The 16925-nt window shown below is 33.5% G+C and carries 9 protein-coding genes; 4 read left to right on the top strand and 5 right to left on the bottom strand.

Going from position 1 to position 16925, the window contains the following annotated elements:
• Window positions 1-45 precede the first annotated feature (45 nt).
• A complete protein-coding gene (locus tag QZ659_RS06750; protein WP_291723871.1) occupies window positions 46-1656 on the bottom strand; it encodes a S8 family peptidase in 1611 nt (536 codons plus the stop codon).
• A gap of 253 nt (window positions 1657-1909) precedes the next feature.
• Between QZ659_RS06750 and guaA the strand changes: the two genes are divergently transcribed.
• Window positions 1910-3439: a glutamine-hydrolyzing GMP synthase gene (gene guaA / locus QZ659_RS06745; RefSeq protein ID WP_291723868.1), complete on the top strand. Its 1530-nt coding sequence runs from the start codon at window positions 1910-1912 to the stop codon at window positions 3437-3439.
• Between the two features lie 609 nt (window positions 3440-4048).
• On the opposite strand, the gene QZ659_RS06740 is transcribed toward guaA, so the two are convergent.
• The gene (locus QZ659_RS06740; RefSeq protein WP_291723866.1) at window positions 4049-6157 is read right to left on the bottom strand and encodes a DUF3352 domain-containing protein; all 2109 of its coding nucleotides are present in this window, start codon (window positions 6155-6157) and stop codon (window positions 4049-4051) included.
• Between the two features lie 378 nt (window positions 6158-6535).
• On the opposite strand from QZ659_RS06740, the gene dinD reads away from it, so the two are divergent.
• Together dinD and QZ659_RS06730 are read left to right on the top strand one after the other, a co-directional pair.
• Entirely contained in the window at window positions 6536-7396 is an 861-nt protein-coding gene (dinD, locus tag QZ659_RS06735) for a DNA damage-inducible protein D (RefSeq protein ID WP_291723864.1), read from the top strand.
• Between the two features lie 208 nt (window positions 7397-7604).
• A complete protein-coding gene (locus QZ659_RS06730; protein ID WP_291723861.1) occupies window positions 7605-11774 on the top strand; it encodes a two-component regulator propeller domain-containing protein in 4170 nt (1389 codons plus the stop codon).
• A gap of 3 nt (window positions 11775-11777) precedes the next feature.
• Here the strand turns inward: QZ659_RS06730 and QZ659_RS06725 are convergent, their stop codons facing one another.
• Window positions 11778-13643: a SpoIIE family protein phosphatase gene (locus QZ659_RS06725; protein ID WP_291723858.1), complete on the bottom strand. Its 1866-nt coding sequence runs from the start codon at window positions 13641-13643 to the stop codon at window positions 11778-11780.
• Window positions 13644-13853: 210 nt separating this feature from the next.
• Here QZ659_RS06725 and QZ659_RS06720 point away from each other — a divergent pair, with 210 nt between their 5' ends.
• Window positions 13854-14714 (top strand): hypothetical protein, encoded by an 861-nt coding sequence (locus QZ659_RS06720; RefSeq protein ID WP_291723855.1) that lies wholly within the window; start codon window positions 13854-13856, stop codon window positions 14712-14714.
• 89 nt (window positions 14715-14803) lie between these two features.
• On the opposite strand, the gene rnpA is transcribed toward QZ659_RS06720, so the two are convergent.
• Together rnpA and QZ659_RS06710 are read right to left on the bottom strand one after the other, a co-directional pair.
• A complete protein-coding gene (rnpA, locus tag QZ659_RS06715; protein ID WP_291723852.1) occupies window positions 14804-15172 on the bottom strand; it encodes a ribonuclease P protein component in 369 nt (122 codons plus the stop codon).
• Between the two features lie 87 nt (window positions 15173-15259).
• Window positions 15260-16876, bottom strand: a complete 1617-nt coding sequence (locus QZ659_RS06710; protein ID WP_291723849.1) for a hypothetical protein — start codon at window positions 16874-16876, stop codon at window positions 15260-15262.
• Window positions 16877-16925: the final 49 nt, after the last annotated feature.

Raw genomic sequence — 16925 nt, 5'->3', positions numbered from 1 at the left:
TATTTCTGCTGTTGTTGGTGTCTCCATCAACGACAAAATCATAATTTACTCATCTTCCAAAATGGCACTTACAGCTTTGTCTGCTTGAATAAAGTTACCAGCCTTGTCGCCAGCTTCTAATTCTTTTCCTGTACTGTTCAAGATTTCATAGGCTGCTTTTGTGTCAAGTTCTGGATTTAATGACTTCATTACGCCCAAAAGACCTGCTACATAAGGTGTTGCCATTGAAGTTCCGTTCAAGAATTTGTATGTTCCTTTAGGATAGGTAGAAAAAATCTTTACCCCCGGTGCTGCAATTCCCATTTTCATATCCTGTACGTGATTAGAAAACGGTGCAATACTCAAATCTGGAGCAATCGCTGAAACTGTAATCACACCTTCTGCATTGGCTGGAGAAAAATCTTTTGCATTTTTGTTAGAATTTCCTGCTGCTACTACTACGATAGCACCTGCTTTATTGGCATATTTTACAGCCTCTGAATACGCTTTCTGATGAGCGTCGTTTGAAGGACCTCCCAAAGAAAGTGAAATTACATCCGCTCCTTGGTCTGCTGCTTTGATGATTCCACCAATAACAGATTCTTGCGAACCAAAACCAGCATCATTCAATACTTTAATACTAGAAACACTTACAAACTCTGAATTAGGAGAGAAAGAAGCAATACCTTTTCCATTGTTAGTAACGGCTGCTGCAATTCCTGCACAGTGTGTTCCGTGTCCTAATTTGTCGTAATCACTTTTCTTTTCAATAGAAAGGTAATTATCTGTAATATCTTCGTGGTCTGCCTCTACGCCTGTGTCAAGAATAACAATTTTAGCTTTTTTCTTAGGTTTTTGTTCTTTTAAAGTAGCGTACATCTGTGCAACACCCATTTTTTCAAACCCCCAAAGGTCTTTTACGCTAGGGTCGTTGATTCCAAAAGAAGGCTTGTTTGGAGTTACATCAAAAGCAGTTGTTGGGTTATTTGGAAGCTCTAAAATTTCGTTGTTTTCTAAATAATCTACTGCGCCAGAACCTTTTAGGTCGCCAATAATAGCATCCATATTTTTGAGTTGGAAAGTAGGAATATCAACTACATAATATTCTTCTAACTCTGAATACTCATCGTGCTGTAACTCTGGAAATGCTCTACGAATAGAAAGATTATATTTTTCCAAAACTGGAACAATAGCATCTTTATCTGCCATATTTAAGTCTAAAAGAAGTTCTCCGTTTTGGCTAAGATTTGAAGGAATAACAGCTTCTTCTTTCTCGCCTATGATTACCTTCTCAATAATTACTTCATTTGATTCTACTTGTGTGTCCTCACTTGTAAAGTAATTTACCACTGCTTCTCTACTAGCATCAAAGAAAAATAATTTCAAGCCAGCAATTACAGCAAAAATAGAGAAATAAAGAATCTTAGGACGAGGCGCAAGACGGTTGAAGATAAGGATAACAACAGTCAGAATAGCTAAATCTGGTGTCAGAACGCCTAAAAGGTCGTACATAATTCCTCCATCATTGAAAAACAATGAAAGAAAATACAAAAGACCAGAAACAAAGAAACTGTTTCTAGCAAAACCTGCTGCGTGTTGGCGTTCTTTCAAGAAGAAATAAACGGCTGCTGAGAGCAGAAGTCCACCATACGCTAAGGGATATAAGAAATTTTCCATAGATATAGAGTTGATTTATTTTTAAAATAAGAATTGATTACAAACTGAATTTTGTAGCTAATAGCAGTTTTTTTGAATTAAATATGTATCAAAATACACTTTTTCTAAGCAACTACCAAATACTATGCTTTCTTTAACGTAAATTAGACACACAAAGTTTGATTGTGCATTGTTAATCGTAATTTAATCTACCAATACGCTTTTTGTTTATAATTAAGGTTTTTAGAAAAAAAGGCTTTTCTTACCTTTGCGTATGCAAGAAAAAATTATCATCCTAGATTTTGGTTCGCAATATACACAGCTTATCGCTCGTCGTGTTCGTGAACTTAACGTATTCTGTGAGATACACCCTTTTAATAATATTCCTCAAATTGATGAGAAAGAAGTAAAGGGAATTATTCTCTCAGGAAGTCCGTATTCGGTGCATCAAGAAGATTCGCCTAGAGTACCACAGATTTCAGAATGGCGCAAAAAATTTCCAATTTTGGCAGTTTGTTATGGAGCGCAACTTTTAGCTCATACCAACGAGGGCGAAGTAAAACGCTCTCAAACTCGTGAGTATGGCAGAGCAAAGCTCATCCCAGTAGTAGAAAATCCACTTTTGGAAGGTATAGCAGATTCTCAAATTTGGATGTCGCACGGAGACAGTATTTATTCTCTTCCAGACACTATCGAAGTCATTGCCAAAACGGCAAGCATTCCAGTAGCAGCCTATCATTTTAAAGGCGAACCTACTTATGGCTTACAATTTCACCCAGAGGTAACACATTCTACTGATGGCAAAAAAATCTTAGAAAATTTCTTAGTCAGCATTTGTAAATGCTCACAAGATTGGACTCCAGCAGCTTTTGTAGAGGAAACCATCCAATCTTTAAAAGAACAATTAGGAAACGACAAAGTAGTTTTGGCTCTTTCGGGGGGAGTAGATTCGACAGTAGCAGCTGTACTTTTACACAAAGCGATTGGCGAAAACCTGCATGGCATTTTTGTAGATAACGGACTTTTAAGAAAAGGAGAGTTTGAGCAAGTTTTGGAAACCTACCACAAAATGGGCTTAAATGTCAAAGGTGTAGATTCAAAGGAGCGTTTTTACCATAAACTTAAAGATAAAACTGACCCAGAAGACAAACGAAAAGCTATTGGTTTTACATTTATTGAAGTTTTTGATGAAGAAGCAAAACGTATTCAAGATGTAAAATGGCTTGGACAAGGAACAATTTATCCAGACGTGATTGAATCTGTTTCTGTGAAAGGACCTTCAGCAACTATCAAATCGCATCACAACGTTGGAGGTTTGCCAGAAAAAATGAATCTGAAAATTGTAGAGCCTTTACGTGATTTGTTTAAAGATGAAGTAAGAAGAGTAGGAAGAGAATTAGGTATTGATGATTTGATTTTGAAACGCCATCCTTTCCCTGGTCCGGGACTTGCTATCCGTATTTTGGGAGCAGTTTCTGCTGATAGAGTTGATATTTTGCAAGAAGTAGATGCTATTTTTATAAATGGTTTGAAAGAAACAGGTTTGTACGATGAGGTTTGGCAGGCAGGTTCTATTTTGTTACCTGTAAATTCTGTGGGCGTAATGGGCGATGAGCGCACTTATGAAAATGTAGTTGCGCTGCGTGCTGTTACAAGTTTGGATGGAATGACTGCTGATTGGTGTCATTTGCCTTACGATTTTTTGGCTGATATTTCAAACAAAATCATCAATAATGTAAGAGGAGTAAATCGTGTGGTGTATGATATTAGTTCAAAACCACCTGCTACAATTGAGTGGGAGTAGTTTTTGTTTATTTTAAATTATATTTTATAATATAAGCTGATATATTTGACTTCCAGTTGTGTTTTTTATGATATACAAAATATGAAATACAGGGCTGGGAGTCTAATAAACCTTATCACGATTAATTCTGTAAAGTTCATTTCTTCATAGAAGTTGTTTAAGACCTGAAAGTCGGCGAAGCCAATGGAAAAAAGTAGCTTGAATGAAGTATAGAGTAAATTTTATTTATTATTTCTCGTTCAAGCATTCTGCTTGGACGCACTTTTTAGACTACGCCGACTTTCAGTTCGTCAGCATATGCTGACGAAACGGTAAGCACAAGATGGAATCTTGCGCTAGAAAACCATTCTTAAACAAGTTCAGTGTTAGGTTTTGCAACACTATGAAGAAATAAAAACGATTTGATTTTTAGTAAATCGTTAATAATCAAAAAACGTGATGACCTTTAATAATTACAAGAAAAAAATATTGAATCTAAAACTCAAGCAGTTCCTTACTTTGAATAATTTGATGTTTTTTATCTGTTCTAACATAATTAAGGTCAGATTGATAGGTCAGTATCGAAATAGTTACTGATAATCAATTAATTATAATACATTGGATTAGAGCCTAAAACAACGAAAATTTGCTTTCTTCTCCATCTTTATAGCGTTTTCGCTCTTTTAATTTGCCTTTTTGGTCATAAAAACGCCACTTTCCATCTCGTTTGTCATTTTTATAATAGCCTTCAATGATAAGTTTACCAGCTTTGTATTCACGATAGATTCCATTTTTGATGGTTCCTTCCACTTCGTATTCATAGCGAGTATCATCTTTGGTTTGAACTATCAAGCGTCGTTTTCTCGTATTTTCGTCTAGTTGTATAAGTTCGGACTCTGGAATGGTTTGAAGCTGCTCAAAAAGGTCTATTTTTTCTTCTGACCCAAACATTTTTTCTAAAATATTTTTGCTATTGAGTTGTTTTAATAATTCACTACGTTTTTCTTGTGCTAGTTGGTAGTTTTTCCGTACCGTTTCGGGTGTTTCATAGACTGTTACTAAGCGAGTATCATAAAAAAGCGTTTCATCTCGGCGAAGCTGAAAGCCCCAATGAGGCTGAGAAATAATATAATCTTCATTTTGTTGTAGAGTTGTCCAAGTTTCTTTGTCCAACGAACGTTTTAATAGTGGACGAGCAGCCATCATATTTACATAAGCAAAAAAGTTGGAATTATCTTCCTCAAATTCTTTGAAAAATTTTTGAAAAGAAGCTGATTTAGCAAGTGTAAGTCCCATTTCATAATCATCAATCAAATTTTTTAGCGTTTTAGGACTGTTGCTAAAAATAACATAGTCTTCAATAAAAGTAAAATAAGGCTTTTCTATCTTATCAAAATATTTCCCCATTACGAGTTTGAAAAACCCTTTAACGGCAAGCATACTTATTTTATGTCCTCGGTGTTCAGAAACCACTACTTTTACAGGCGTTCTTTTACGGATTTTTTCTCCAATAAATTCTAGCTGTGCTGTAGCTTCTGATATAGATTTTGTCTTCAAAACAAGTGCATACTCATCTTTTTTATCTACATTTTGTGTGGCTTCTGTCTGAATAAGAGCCATTTCTGAACCAATCCAAGAAAAGAAATTCTCTCTTACATCAATATCTAAAATTCTTTCAACCGTACGTATCTGATTTTGATACTCTTGATATTCTTCAGGGTTTTGCTGCAAAACTTCCGTAAACTTGTCATAATAACTCAAAAAATCATCAAAATTTACACTAAAGTAAAATGCCGAACGCTGTGGAACTACCCTTGCTGCCGTAATATCGCTACTACCTGAGCGCAAGAGCGCACTCACATGTGAAGGAACCGAATCATTGATAACAGTTGAACCAACCATTTTTACCAAAGTAGAAGCATTCGGGTCATCAGCTTCGCCTATTTGTTCTAAATCCAAATTTAGCCCAGAGAAAAACAGAGCTTCTGATATATCATTCAAATAGGGGTTGGATTCTTCTGTATAAAGCCCTAAGAACTCATCCATCAAATCATAATTGATATACAAATTTCCTATATTTTGAGAGGATGTTTTTGATACGACTTTCTTAAAACGACGATTATTTTCAAAATTATTAGGGTCTTCTCTTGCATCTAAAGCAGCTTCTACCAAAGCTGGTGTTTGTGAACAAAGAAGTAAATGTTTTCTTACCGAAATTGCCCATTGCGAATTATCTACTGTATTTTTTATGAGATAGATTTGGTTTTCTTTGTATTCATAATTAGATGAATCTTCCACACTCAGCATTACTTTTCCTATAATTTTTTGAGCTACTGAATTTATTTCTCGTTTTAAATCAACAATAAATAAAAAATCGTAATCTCCTTGTTTATGAATGTGAGAGGATACCAAAACTTGTCTTTTTCCTAATAAATCTACAATTTCTCTATTTTGGTGAATGAGCGTATCTAAGGAAATAGCATCTTTTGTAAGTTCAGCAAAATAGGGTTGTTTTTGAAGATGTTTCCAAAGATGAGAACTGCTTATATCTTCCCAACTCTCAATAGGTTCGTCTGTTTCTAAAATGTACATTGCACTGGATGGAACATAATTGAAAGGGTCAAGAGACACAATAGGAATCCCTTTGAAAAGCCAAAAAATTATGACACCCAAAAAAATGACAGCAAAAAAGCCAAGTACATATAAAAAACGGCGAAAAAATAGTTTGAAAGTATCCATTAGTCAATTACGAATTATTTAATTACGACCTATTGAAGCAGCTAAGCTAATTACAAATTGGAAAATCAGCTTAGCTAATTTTTTATCCTTAACGACGCTTATAGGCTCGTTGAAGGTTCAGAATTATGTCTTTATAAAAGTACAAAATTTCAATTTGTTTTCTAATTTTACAGAAAAAACCTTTAAGATAAAGTCTTGTTTAAAAATAAAGAAATACTATGATTTTAGCTAAAATTTTTGTATATTAGATAGTAATATTAGCAATATGTAGGTTAGGCTTCTAGCTTGACGACAAGGTTTAGAGTAGTTCCATTATTCTATTTTGGAAGAATGGCGTACGAAACTGAATTTTACAACATTTATCAATCTTCTTAAATTATGGATAATCAAAATATCACGGTACTCAAATCGGCTTTTGAAAATGCTGCACTCAAAGACGGCAATGGAAATGAAGTTTGGTCTGCCCGAACGCTTCAAAAGTTATTGAAATATTCGAAGTGGGAAAACTTCGAACGTGCTATTGCCAAAGCACAAACAGCTTGTATAAATAGTGAACAAGATGTAGATTTTCATTTTTTGAGAAAAGATAAAAAAGTAAAGACAGGAGTAAGTAGCCGTATGAAAATGGACTATTTGCTTTCTCGTTATGCTTGTTATCTAATTGCTCAAAATGGAGATGCTCGCAAACAAGAAGTAGCTTTTGCTCAAACTTATTTTGCCTTACAAACTAGAAAAGCCGAGCTTTTGGAGGAAGAAATCCAAAACAGAGAGCGTTTGCGCCAACGCCGAATTTTGGCAAAAAATGAGTACGAACTCTATCAGCTTGCCGATGAAAGAGGTGTAAGCAAAGCTGGCTTTCAACGCATCAGAAATGAAGGCGACAAAACACTTTTTGGAGGGACTTCGCCCAAAGAACTCAAAGAACAAAACGAAATTCCTCAAGAAAGGAATGTTTCTGATTTTATGCCAGCCGTAACCATTGGTTCTAAAAACTTAGCTACTCTATTTACAAAATTTAAGGTGGGAACAGACCCCAAAATTAGAGGAGAAGAATCTATCAAAGAAACTCATAAAAATTCGAATCAGACCATTAGGGAAGCCTTTGAAAAAGAAACAGGCATAAAACCAGAAGACTTGCCGATGGAAGAAGACCTCAAAAAAGTTAGAGACAAGCTGAAAGACGAAGAAACAACACTTTTCGGTTTTAAAATAACACTTGGTAAGAAGAAAAAGCAATAGGGAAATAATAGCAGAAATTTATTTTATCTAAACTATTCTTGATTTTGTCTAATATTTTGACCTCAAGAATAGTTTTTTTATGGGAAAATTTGTATTTTCATTTAGAGATGCCTAGCTTAAACAGTTAAGAAAGTTAATTTTATCTAAATTAGTAACTTCATAAAGCATCTGATAAACTCATATTTTTGCTTCATATTATTTTCTTACTATGCGTTTTTTGTTTGTCGTAGTATTCCTATTGGTGTGCAGTTCTGTTGCTTTTGCACAAGAAAGCACAGCTTCTCCTGTGCGCCCATCTGTTTTGTTTACACAATACTCCACCGACAACGGACTTTCAAATAATAGCGTAAAATGTATTTTGCAAGATTCAAATGGGTTTATGTGGTTTGGAACAAGAGACGGATTAAGCCGTTTTGATGCTTATTCTTTCCAAAGTTACAAAAGTGCGCCTACCCTAGAAGGTGGAATCTCAAAAGGGCTTTCAGATACATACATTTTAGCAATGGCACAAAGTATCAACCCAAATAAAGAGACAGAAAAGATATGGCTTGGAACAAATAATGGAGGTTTAAACTATTTTGATTATCAAAGTAAAGTGTTTCATCATTATCCTGTTGCTATTAATAGAAAGATACAACGAAAGGATAATACCCTTTCAGATGTTACAGTTCAAGCACTTGCAGTGGAACAAGATAAAGGGCAGGAATTCGTTTGGATAGGAACAAAGCGTGGAGGTTTACAAGTATTAGATGTAGAGAAAGGAGAGTTTGATACATTTTTAAATGATGAAAAAGATAGTACATCGCTTTATAGCAATGAAGTTTCTGCTATCAAAATAGACCCTCAGAATAAAGTTTGGGTGGCTACTACTATCTTACAACTTTTTGATAGAGAAAAAAAATCTTTCAAAAATTTTTACTTTTCTAATGACGACGGAAAGGCAAGTATTTCAAAGTTGTTTTTAGACAAAAAAAATAGACTTTGGATTCTGACGTGGGACGAAGGAATTTATATTTTTGATACAGAAAAGGAGCAGTTTGTAAAGAAAATCTATACACCACCTATCACAGCAGCAGCACAAGACACAGAGGGAAATATTTGGTGTTCTACCTTCGGAGCTGGAGTTTTCAAATACGACAAAGAAGGTAATTTCATTACAAAATATGGAGTAGAAGATTTTGAGTTTGGTTTGAAGGAAGCCTTAGCTTGGGATATCTACGCTGATGCTATGGGAGGAATATGGCTTGGACTTTATTCGGAGGGAATAGAGTATTTTTCTCCTCAAAATCAACAATTTAGACTTTGGAAAGGAAACACAGAAGTTTTTAAAGGTTCAGAGGTTTGGGATATTGAATATGAAAATGACTCTGTGCTTTGGTTTGCTACGGAAAAAGGACTAGAAAAAATAAAATTTGAAAATGAGTATCAAAAAATCACTTCAATAGATTATTTGGTAGGCAAAAAAATACCTCCAGTTTTGGATGGACTTATCACGACATTATTGAGAGCGAAAGATAATACACTTTGGGTCGGAACGTGGCAAGGGTTAGCCAAGCTAGAAACAAATACAAAAACTCAAAAAAGTAATGTAACCGTTTTTGAAACGGACAGAAACCGTCCTGAAGCATTAAAAGGAAATAAAATAACAGCATTAGGAGAAGACAAGGAAGGGAATATTTGGGTAGGAATGCTCTACGGACTGGCAAAATATGATAAAGAAACACAAGATTTTGAGCATTTTTTTCCACAATCTAATGATTCTACTTCATTGAATGATGGCTACGTTACGGCAGTTTTGCAAGATTCTAAAAATAGACTTTGGGTAGGAACAAGAAATGGACTACACCTCTATGATAAAGAAAAAAACAATTTTAAAAGGATATTGAACGAAGTTGAGAAATCAAATTCGATTAGCCACAATCAAATCAATGCAATTTTTGAAGATAAAAACAATACACTTTGGATAGGAACAAATGGAGGTTTGAATTGGCTCAATAATGAAGATAACAATAGTTTTAGTTTCGAACATCTAACAGAAAAAAATGGACTTCCTTCTGATGTAATTCAAGCCATTGAAGAAGATACAAATGGTAATCTATGGCTGACTACCAATAAGGGTCTTTCTTTTTTTAACAAAACACAGAAAAACAAAAGACAATCACAATTTACTAACTATAACAAACTAGACGGACTTCAGTCTAATGACTTCAAACGTGGTGCGCTTACTCGCCTGCCCAATGGCGTAATTTTTATGGGAGGAAAGGAAGGGTTCAATGCTTTTCATCCCAATTATTTAAAGAGAAACAGCATTGCTCCAAAAATGGCATTTACAGGCTTCAAACTTTTCGGTAAAAGTGTTGTAGTTAGAGATTCGCTTCATAAAGATTCTCCATTAGAAAAATCTATCAATCAAGTAAAAGAAATTATTTTATCACATCAAGATAGGGTTATAGAGTTTGATTTTACAGCACTTAATTATTTTCTTCCTCAAAAAACTCATTTTGCCTACAAAATGGAAGAATATGATGAAAATTGGCACTATACAGATGCTGATAGAAAATTTGCTACTTATACAAGTTTGCCAGCAGGAAAATATACATTCAAAATAAAAGCAACCAATGCAGACGGAGTTTGGAGTGAGGAGAAATCTATTTTTATAAAAGTAACACCTCCTTTCTACAAGACATGGTGGTTTTTGATAGTTGCGCCTTTGATTGTTTTGACTGTAGGATATTTATTATATAAAAATAGAATAGCACAAATAGAAAAACGTAATCTAAAATTAGAGCAAACTGTAAAGGAACGTACAGCAGAAATAAAAGTAAAAAATGAGGAGTTAGTGTCTATAAATGATGATTTACACGGAAAAAATCAAGAAATTTTGGTGAAAAATGAAGAACTAGAGCAACAACAAGAAGAAATTTTGGCACAACGTGATGAGATTGAAAAACAAAATAACTCTTTAAAACAACTCAATGATAATTTAGAAACGTCTTATCAAAATCTGAATATACTTACCACTATCGGTCAAGAGATTACTTCTGTGTTAGAACTCAAAGAAGTGATAAGACAAATATATGAACGTATTCAAAGTATTATGCCAGTAGAGGGTTTTGGAATTGGACTCTATAGAAAAGAAAAAAACGAACTTTATTATACAGGCTATATCGAAAAAGGTAAAATTTTACCAGACCATAGTGAGAAAATAGATGTAGAAGGAATTGGAAACTGGGCTTTGAAAAAACAAGAAGTTGTTTTTATCAATGATTTAGAAAAAGAATATGGTAAATATATTTCTGAATTGGGAGAGCTTATAGAAGGCGAAGAACCACAGTCTATTTTATATGTTCCACTTTCTATTTTAGATAAAGGAGAAATAAGAAAAATAGGAGTACTGACCGTTCAGAGTTTTGAAAAAAATGCCTATACGAACAGACATGTTACTATTTTAAAGTCGCTGGCTACTTATATTTCTATTGCATTGAAAAATGCAGAAACATATACTCAACTAGATATAGCTAATGCACAAACACACAGTATAAATGAAAAACTAACTGACAGCATTCGCTATGCTCAAACTATCCAGCAATCTGTTTTGTCTGTACACAATACAATGTATCACAATTTTTCAGAGTGTGAAGTTATTTATCGCCCTGCAAGTGGTGTGTCTGGAGATTTTTACTGGTTTTCTAAGATAGAACTAACAAAAAAACAATTAGAAAATACAACATTTTTTAATGAAAGTTTGAAAGACAAAGTAACAGCTAGAATTTTGGCAGTTTCAGACTGTACAGGACACGGCGTTCCAGGAGCTTTTATGTCCTTGATTGGAAATGGACTTCTCAATGAAATTGTAAATCAAAGACAGATAATAGAGCCTAAATTTATTTTGAAAGAACTTCATGAAGGAATAAGAACACTTTTAAGACAGGACAAACTAGACGAAAACGTAATGGTAAATCAAGATGGAATGGATATTTCGGTTTGTTTGGTTATAGAAAACAAAGATGGAACTTTCAAAATTGTGTATTCAGGAGCAAAACGCCCTATGTATTACACGCAAAAAGGAATGCTGAAAATCATTAGGGGAACACGAAAATCGGTAGGAGGCAGGCAGAAAGAAAATGTCAGGACTTTCGAACAAGAAATAATTGAGATAGAGAAAAATGAACTCATCTATCTTTTTACAGATGGCATAGCTGACCAAAATAACTCAACTATGGAACGTATTGGTAGCCAAAATGTATTTGGGTTTATAGATAAGGTAAAACATCAAGATTTAGCGACTCAAAAGCAAAACATAGAATCTTTTATAGATAGCCATCAAGGAAATGAAACTCAACGAGATGATATTACTTTTCTGATGGCTAGGGTTTGATTTTTAAACTCTTCCTCCAATCACAAGTACATCATCAATTTGTTTGTGTTCTTTGCCTATCCAATCTTTGAAAGTTTGTGAAAGAATTTGTTTTTGTTCTGGAAAGTCTTTTGAATGAATCTCTAAAAGCAAGTTTCTGAAATTCTTAACCATAAATTTACGTCCTTGCGCTCCTCCAAATTGGTCTTGAAAACCATCAGAAAAAATATAGAATGTGGTAGGAGTAGAAATATCAATTACATGTTCTGTAAAGTCGCTTTTATGTTCTTTATCTGAACCTCCAATAGGCATTTTGTCGCCTTTTATCACATTCATAGCATCGTTTTGAATATAAAAAATAGGATTCTTTGCTCCTGCAAAAGTGAGTGTGTTTGCTTTTTTATCTATGGTAACAAGGGCTAAATCCATTCCATCATGGATATTCGTCTCGTCTTTGTGTAGAGCTGTGGTAATACCTTTATTCAAACGATTGAGAATTTCGGCTGGGGAAGTAATATTATTTTCGGCTACAACCCTACTCAAAATCTCATTTCCTATCATAGACATAAAAGCCCCCGGAACGCCATGTCCTGTACAATCTACGGCTGCAAGAATAGTTTTTTGTTCTTCTTTAAAGTGATGGAAAAAATAAAAATCTCCACTTACAATATCACGAGGACGGAAAAAAACAAAGGATTTAGGCAAGGCATTCTGAATATGCACTACATTGGGAAGAATAGCCTTTTGTATGCGTTGGGCATACGTGATACTTGAGGTAATCTGTTCATTTTTATGCTCAATCTCATTAACAGCAATGGCTAATTCATGATTTTGTTCTAAAATTTGAGCTTGTTGGAAGCTAATCTCGTCGTTTTTTTCTTGTAAGATAAGATTTGCCTTTTTCTTTTCTTGTTGGCTTCTATAAATAAAACCAATTCCAACTAAAGCAAGCAGTAAAATACCTGCAATTCCTCCAATATAAAGCCTTTGAGTGGCAATTTTTTGTTCGTTTTCAGCTTGTTCTTGTGCAAATTTGGCATCTTTTAAGTCTGTCTCTTGTTGCAATACTTTAAAGGCAAGTTCTTGTTTGGTAAAGTTGGATTCTAGTTTGTCTAGTGCTTTATTTTTGGTTTCAATACTTTTTTCCTGCTCTTTGAGTTTGGAATTTTTGAGAGCAATTTCTAAATCTGCTCTTTGCTTTTCTGCTTCGGCTAGAGCAGCTTGTAGGCGTGCTTTATCGGCTTCTGCACTCACAACAGCCATTTTGCGCTGTTGCGACATTTCGTGAAAATTTCTATACAAATTAAAATATTCCATTTGCTTGGCTTGATTTCCTTCTTTTTCATACGTTTCGGCAAGCATTCCATAAATACTACGCATTTGTTCTAAATCCAAACTTTCTTTTGCTATTTCCAATCCATCTAAAAGATGTTGAGCAGCTTCTTGGTGTCTTTTCAAATTGTTTAAGATAACAGCCGTATTGATTTGTGCAGAAATGATAGGCTCTTTTGCACCTTGTTTTTTTCTGCCTTCTAATGTTTTTTCAAAGAAAATAAGAGCAGAGTCAAATTTTTCTAAGTCGGCATAAATAGTAGCAAGATTGCTATAAATACCATACATTCCACTCTGATTGTTTACCTTTCTATTAAAGCCTAAAGACTGTTGAAAATAGGTAATGGCTGGTTGAAGTTCTTTGTTATCCCAGTGAATGAGGGCAGCTTTATTGAGAAAGTCGCTTGCTCCTCTGTAATCTCCTTGATTTTCACGTTCTTTCGATTTTTCTACACACATTTCAACAGTAAGTTTCTGACCGTCGTTTGTTACAAATTGTGCTTTAAGAGAAAATATACAAGAAAACAATAAGAGGACAAGTAGATAATAATTACGCATTATTGCAGCTGGGTAGATATTGAAGTTTGGGATATTCTATTCAAATATAACTTTTTTGTCTGAAAAATATAAAGCTATTCTTAAAAATTATATTCGCTGCAATTTATTTTATCTTTAACTTTGGCAGAAGTAAGTTGTTACAAAACAATCACTTCACTACAAAGTTTTTCAGATAACAAGGTTTTATATAATTGTTTAGTCTATATATTTATGTATAAAGTAACAGAAACAGATTCATTTTTAAAGGTAAAAAGCAAAATGGCTATTGGTTTAGTTTGGACTGGATTTTTCATAATAGCTTTGTTAGTTAGTTTTTATATGGGGTTTGAATATATCTCTCTAAAATGTGAAAGAAATTTACAAGCAAAATCGGGTAAGAGAAGTAAACTAACACCCAAAAATCGCTGCTATATTGTTCATTTTGATTTCAAAAATGGTTTTACTACTGATTCGTTGCTTCTCTCTGATATTATTAGAATGGACAAAGGTTATTTTTCATCACTTGAAGATAACTCTGATATGACAGTGCATTACAACCCTACTTTTGTAACTTCACAACAAACACGCTATCCCTTACGCAAAATTTCTAGTGTTGCCTTTACACCCGAATTGCTCAGTAAAAACTTTAATAATTTTATCACAAATAATCATCCATCGCTTAGTACTTGGGATTGGTATATGGGCTACTGGGGAGTTGTATCAGGATTTTCATTTTTAGCTCTTCTGTTTTTAGCTGTCAGTGGGCGTTATCAAATAGTAACTTTCGATAAAAAAAATCAAACATTTCAAATTAAAAATTATGGAATGTTTGGAGTAGAAGAAGAAGAGGGGAAGTGGAAAAATATTAAAAGAATCATTTATCAAAATAAAGAAACTCGCCACAAAAAAGGAATTTTCTTCTTGATGAAAGAAAAGAAAAATCCTTTAAGTAAAAAATATAGAATAAAAAAAGTGTATTTTACACGTCATACAGATAAGGCTTCTAAAAAAGTAGCACAAAGAATAGCTGATTTAGTCCGACCAATAGCACGCCCCAACTCTCCAAAAAATAAAGAAATTGTTAAAGAGTAATCTTTTTTATACCATGAGATGGGAAGTAAAAATAGTCTTTCTATTTGTATATCTAAAAAGACTGACCTACGCTAATTATGTTTGAATAGCTATTTTTCATTTTCTAGCATTTTCAAGAGCTTAGCAATACGTTTGTGTAAAAATTTTGAATCTATGTGTTCTTTTGCAACACAAACAAAGGCAAAACTATCTATATGAGATAAGTCAAAATTTGCTTTTTGCAAGCGATAACCTTCCCGAATTTGTCTTTTGATACGGTTTCTATCTACTGCTTTTTTGAAATTTCGTTTAGGAACAGAAATGAGCAAACGAGCAGGCTGAAGTTTTTTATCTTCATCTAGTGTTTTTTTAATAAAAATCAATTTGAGAGGAAAGACAAACAATGAATTCCCTTTTTTGAAAAGCATTTCTATATCTTTAATAGAAGATAGACGCTCTTTTTTTGAAAAAGTTTGCAAATTAAATTTTAGGTTTTTGTTTTGCTCTAAACACAATAAATTAAATCAAGACACAGTCTTGCACCATTAACCATTAAGCATTAACCATTAATCCTCCTCTTCTTCTTTTTTATTTACTTCTGCCATTGAAAAAGGATAGCGCAAACGAGTAAAATAGAATACCTTACGACGAGCAGGGCTATACATTTCATTTCTAACTGTTTGATAGCCAGAAACTAGATACGTATCATCGTACCAGTGCATCAAAATTTCATCTGAACGGTCAATAACTCTATCTAAGCTATCTCTTCTCGGTACTTCATATTCTGAAATAAGAGATTGTTCTTTACTTTTTACACTTTGTTTGTAAAACAGTTCTTCTTCATCTAATCTGAAAAGAGCTACTGTATCGTTTCGCACACTATAAGAGAAAAAAGGAAATATTTTATTGGTTTCAAAGTCGTCAAAATCAAACTGGTTGTCCCAAAGAAGTTTACCTTCCTTATCAAAACTGCATACCATGCCTTGCTCATATTTATAGTTAACTATTACATTAGAGCTATTGGTATTTTGCCACATATTACGATTTCCTATTCTGTTATTATATACACGAGAACCTCTTCCAAAATAAGGGTTTCCTGCCATCATGCCATTAGGAATAGCATTATTATTTTGATAAACAGGATTGTAACCTTCTAAAGATAGATAAATACGGTCTTCTTCTACTTTTAAGGGACTAATAAAATAATCGTTAGCATAGCGTATAGGAGATTTTTTCTTTCTTGCTCTTCTTACTTTTTCCTTCATTTTCTTTTGCCTTTTCTCACTTAGGTTATTGAAAAAATTATTCAAGTACGAAAAATCATAGAAGCGAAACCCATTTTCTTTTTTATTTTCTATTTTGAGGCTATAAATTCCCTGTGAGCGTTTCCATTTTGGAGTAGAGTATGTTCCAAAAACTAGCACTTCATCTTTTCCTGTTATTAAGGGGCGATAAGTTTGTAAGTTGTAATCTTTATTATCTGGAAGGGTTACATTGTAGCGTAGTTTTGCATCAAGGCTATAAAAATAAAAGAAAGAATACTTATAAGAACTATATTTTCCTGCTACAATCGCCAAAATAACATCATTTTTCGTATCTATTTCTAAACCAGCCAAATATGTGTTTTTATGTACTAATGAGGGTAACAATTGCTGTTTCCCTGTTTCTATATCTAAATGAAGTACCACTGGGTTGTTTTCTGCTTCGCCTCCTAAAAGAATAACATTTTTAGAAGCACATATTTCTGAATAGGTTGCTTTGAGTATTTTTTCATAAGTGATAATTTTCATTGTTCCATCATCAGTATTTATTCTCAATATTTCGTACTCATAACGTTGCTTATCTATTAAATAATAAATGAAATTATCTGAGATGGTATAATGGGCAATTTTGTCCTCTCCTTTCAAAGTATGTTTTTGCTCCCATATATTTTGAAACGCAGTATCGTACTTAGCAATCAGAATTTCTTTCTTAAACTTAACAAAATGGGTAAGTGATACCAATAGTCCATCTTTGCCAAGAGTTATGGCTGTATAATCAGAAAAATCAGAACCTTGTTCTGATTTGGTTGTAATTTCAGTATGGTCAATAACTTGTATTTGAGCATTAGCAGAAAAATAAAAGAGCAAAATAAAAAATAAGGATAGAAATGCCCTTAATTTAGTTAGAGTAGTATATGACATTGTTTTTTGTTTTAGTATTTTCAAAGATGAGCTGTTTTTTTACTCTAAT

The sequence above is a fragment of the Bernardetia sp. genome (assembly GCF_020630935.1).
In the GTDB taxonomy this organism is placed as follows: domain Bacteria; phylum Bacteroidota; class Bacteroidia; order Cytophagales; family Bernardetiaceae; genus Bernardetia.
This window is presented reverse-complemented; position numbering and strand designations above follow the sequence as displayed.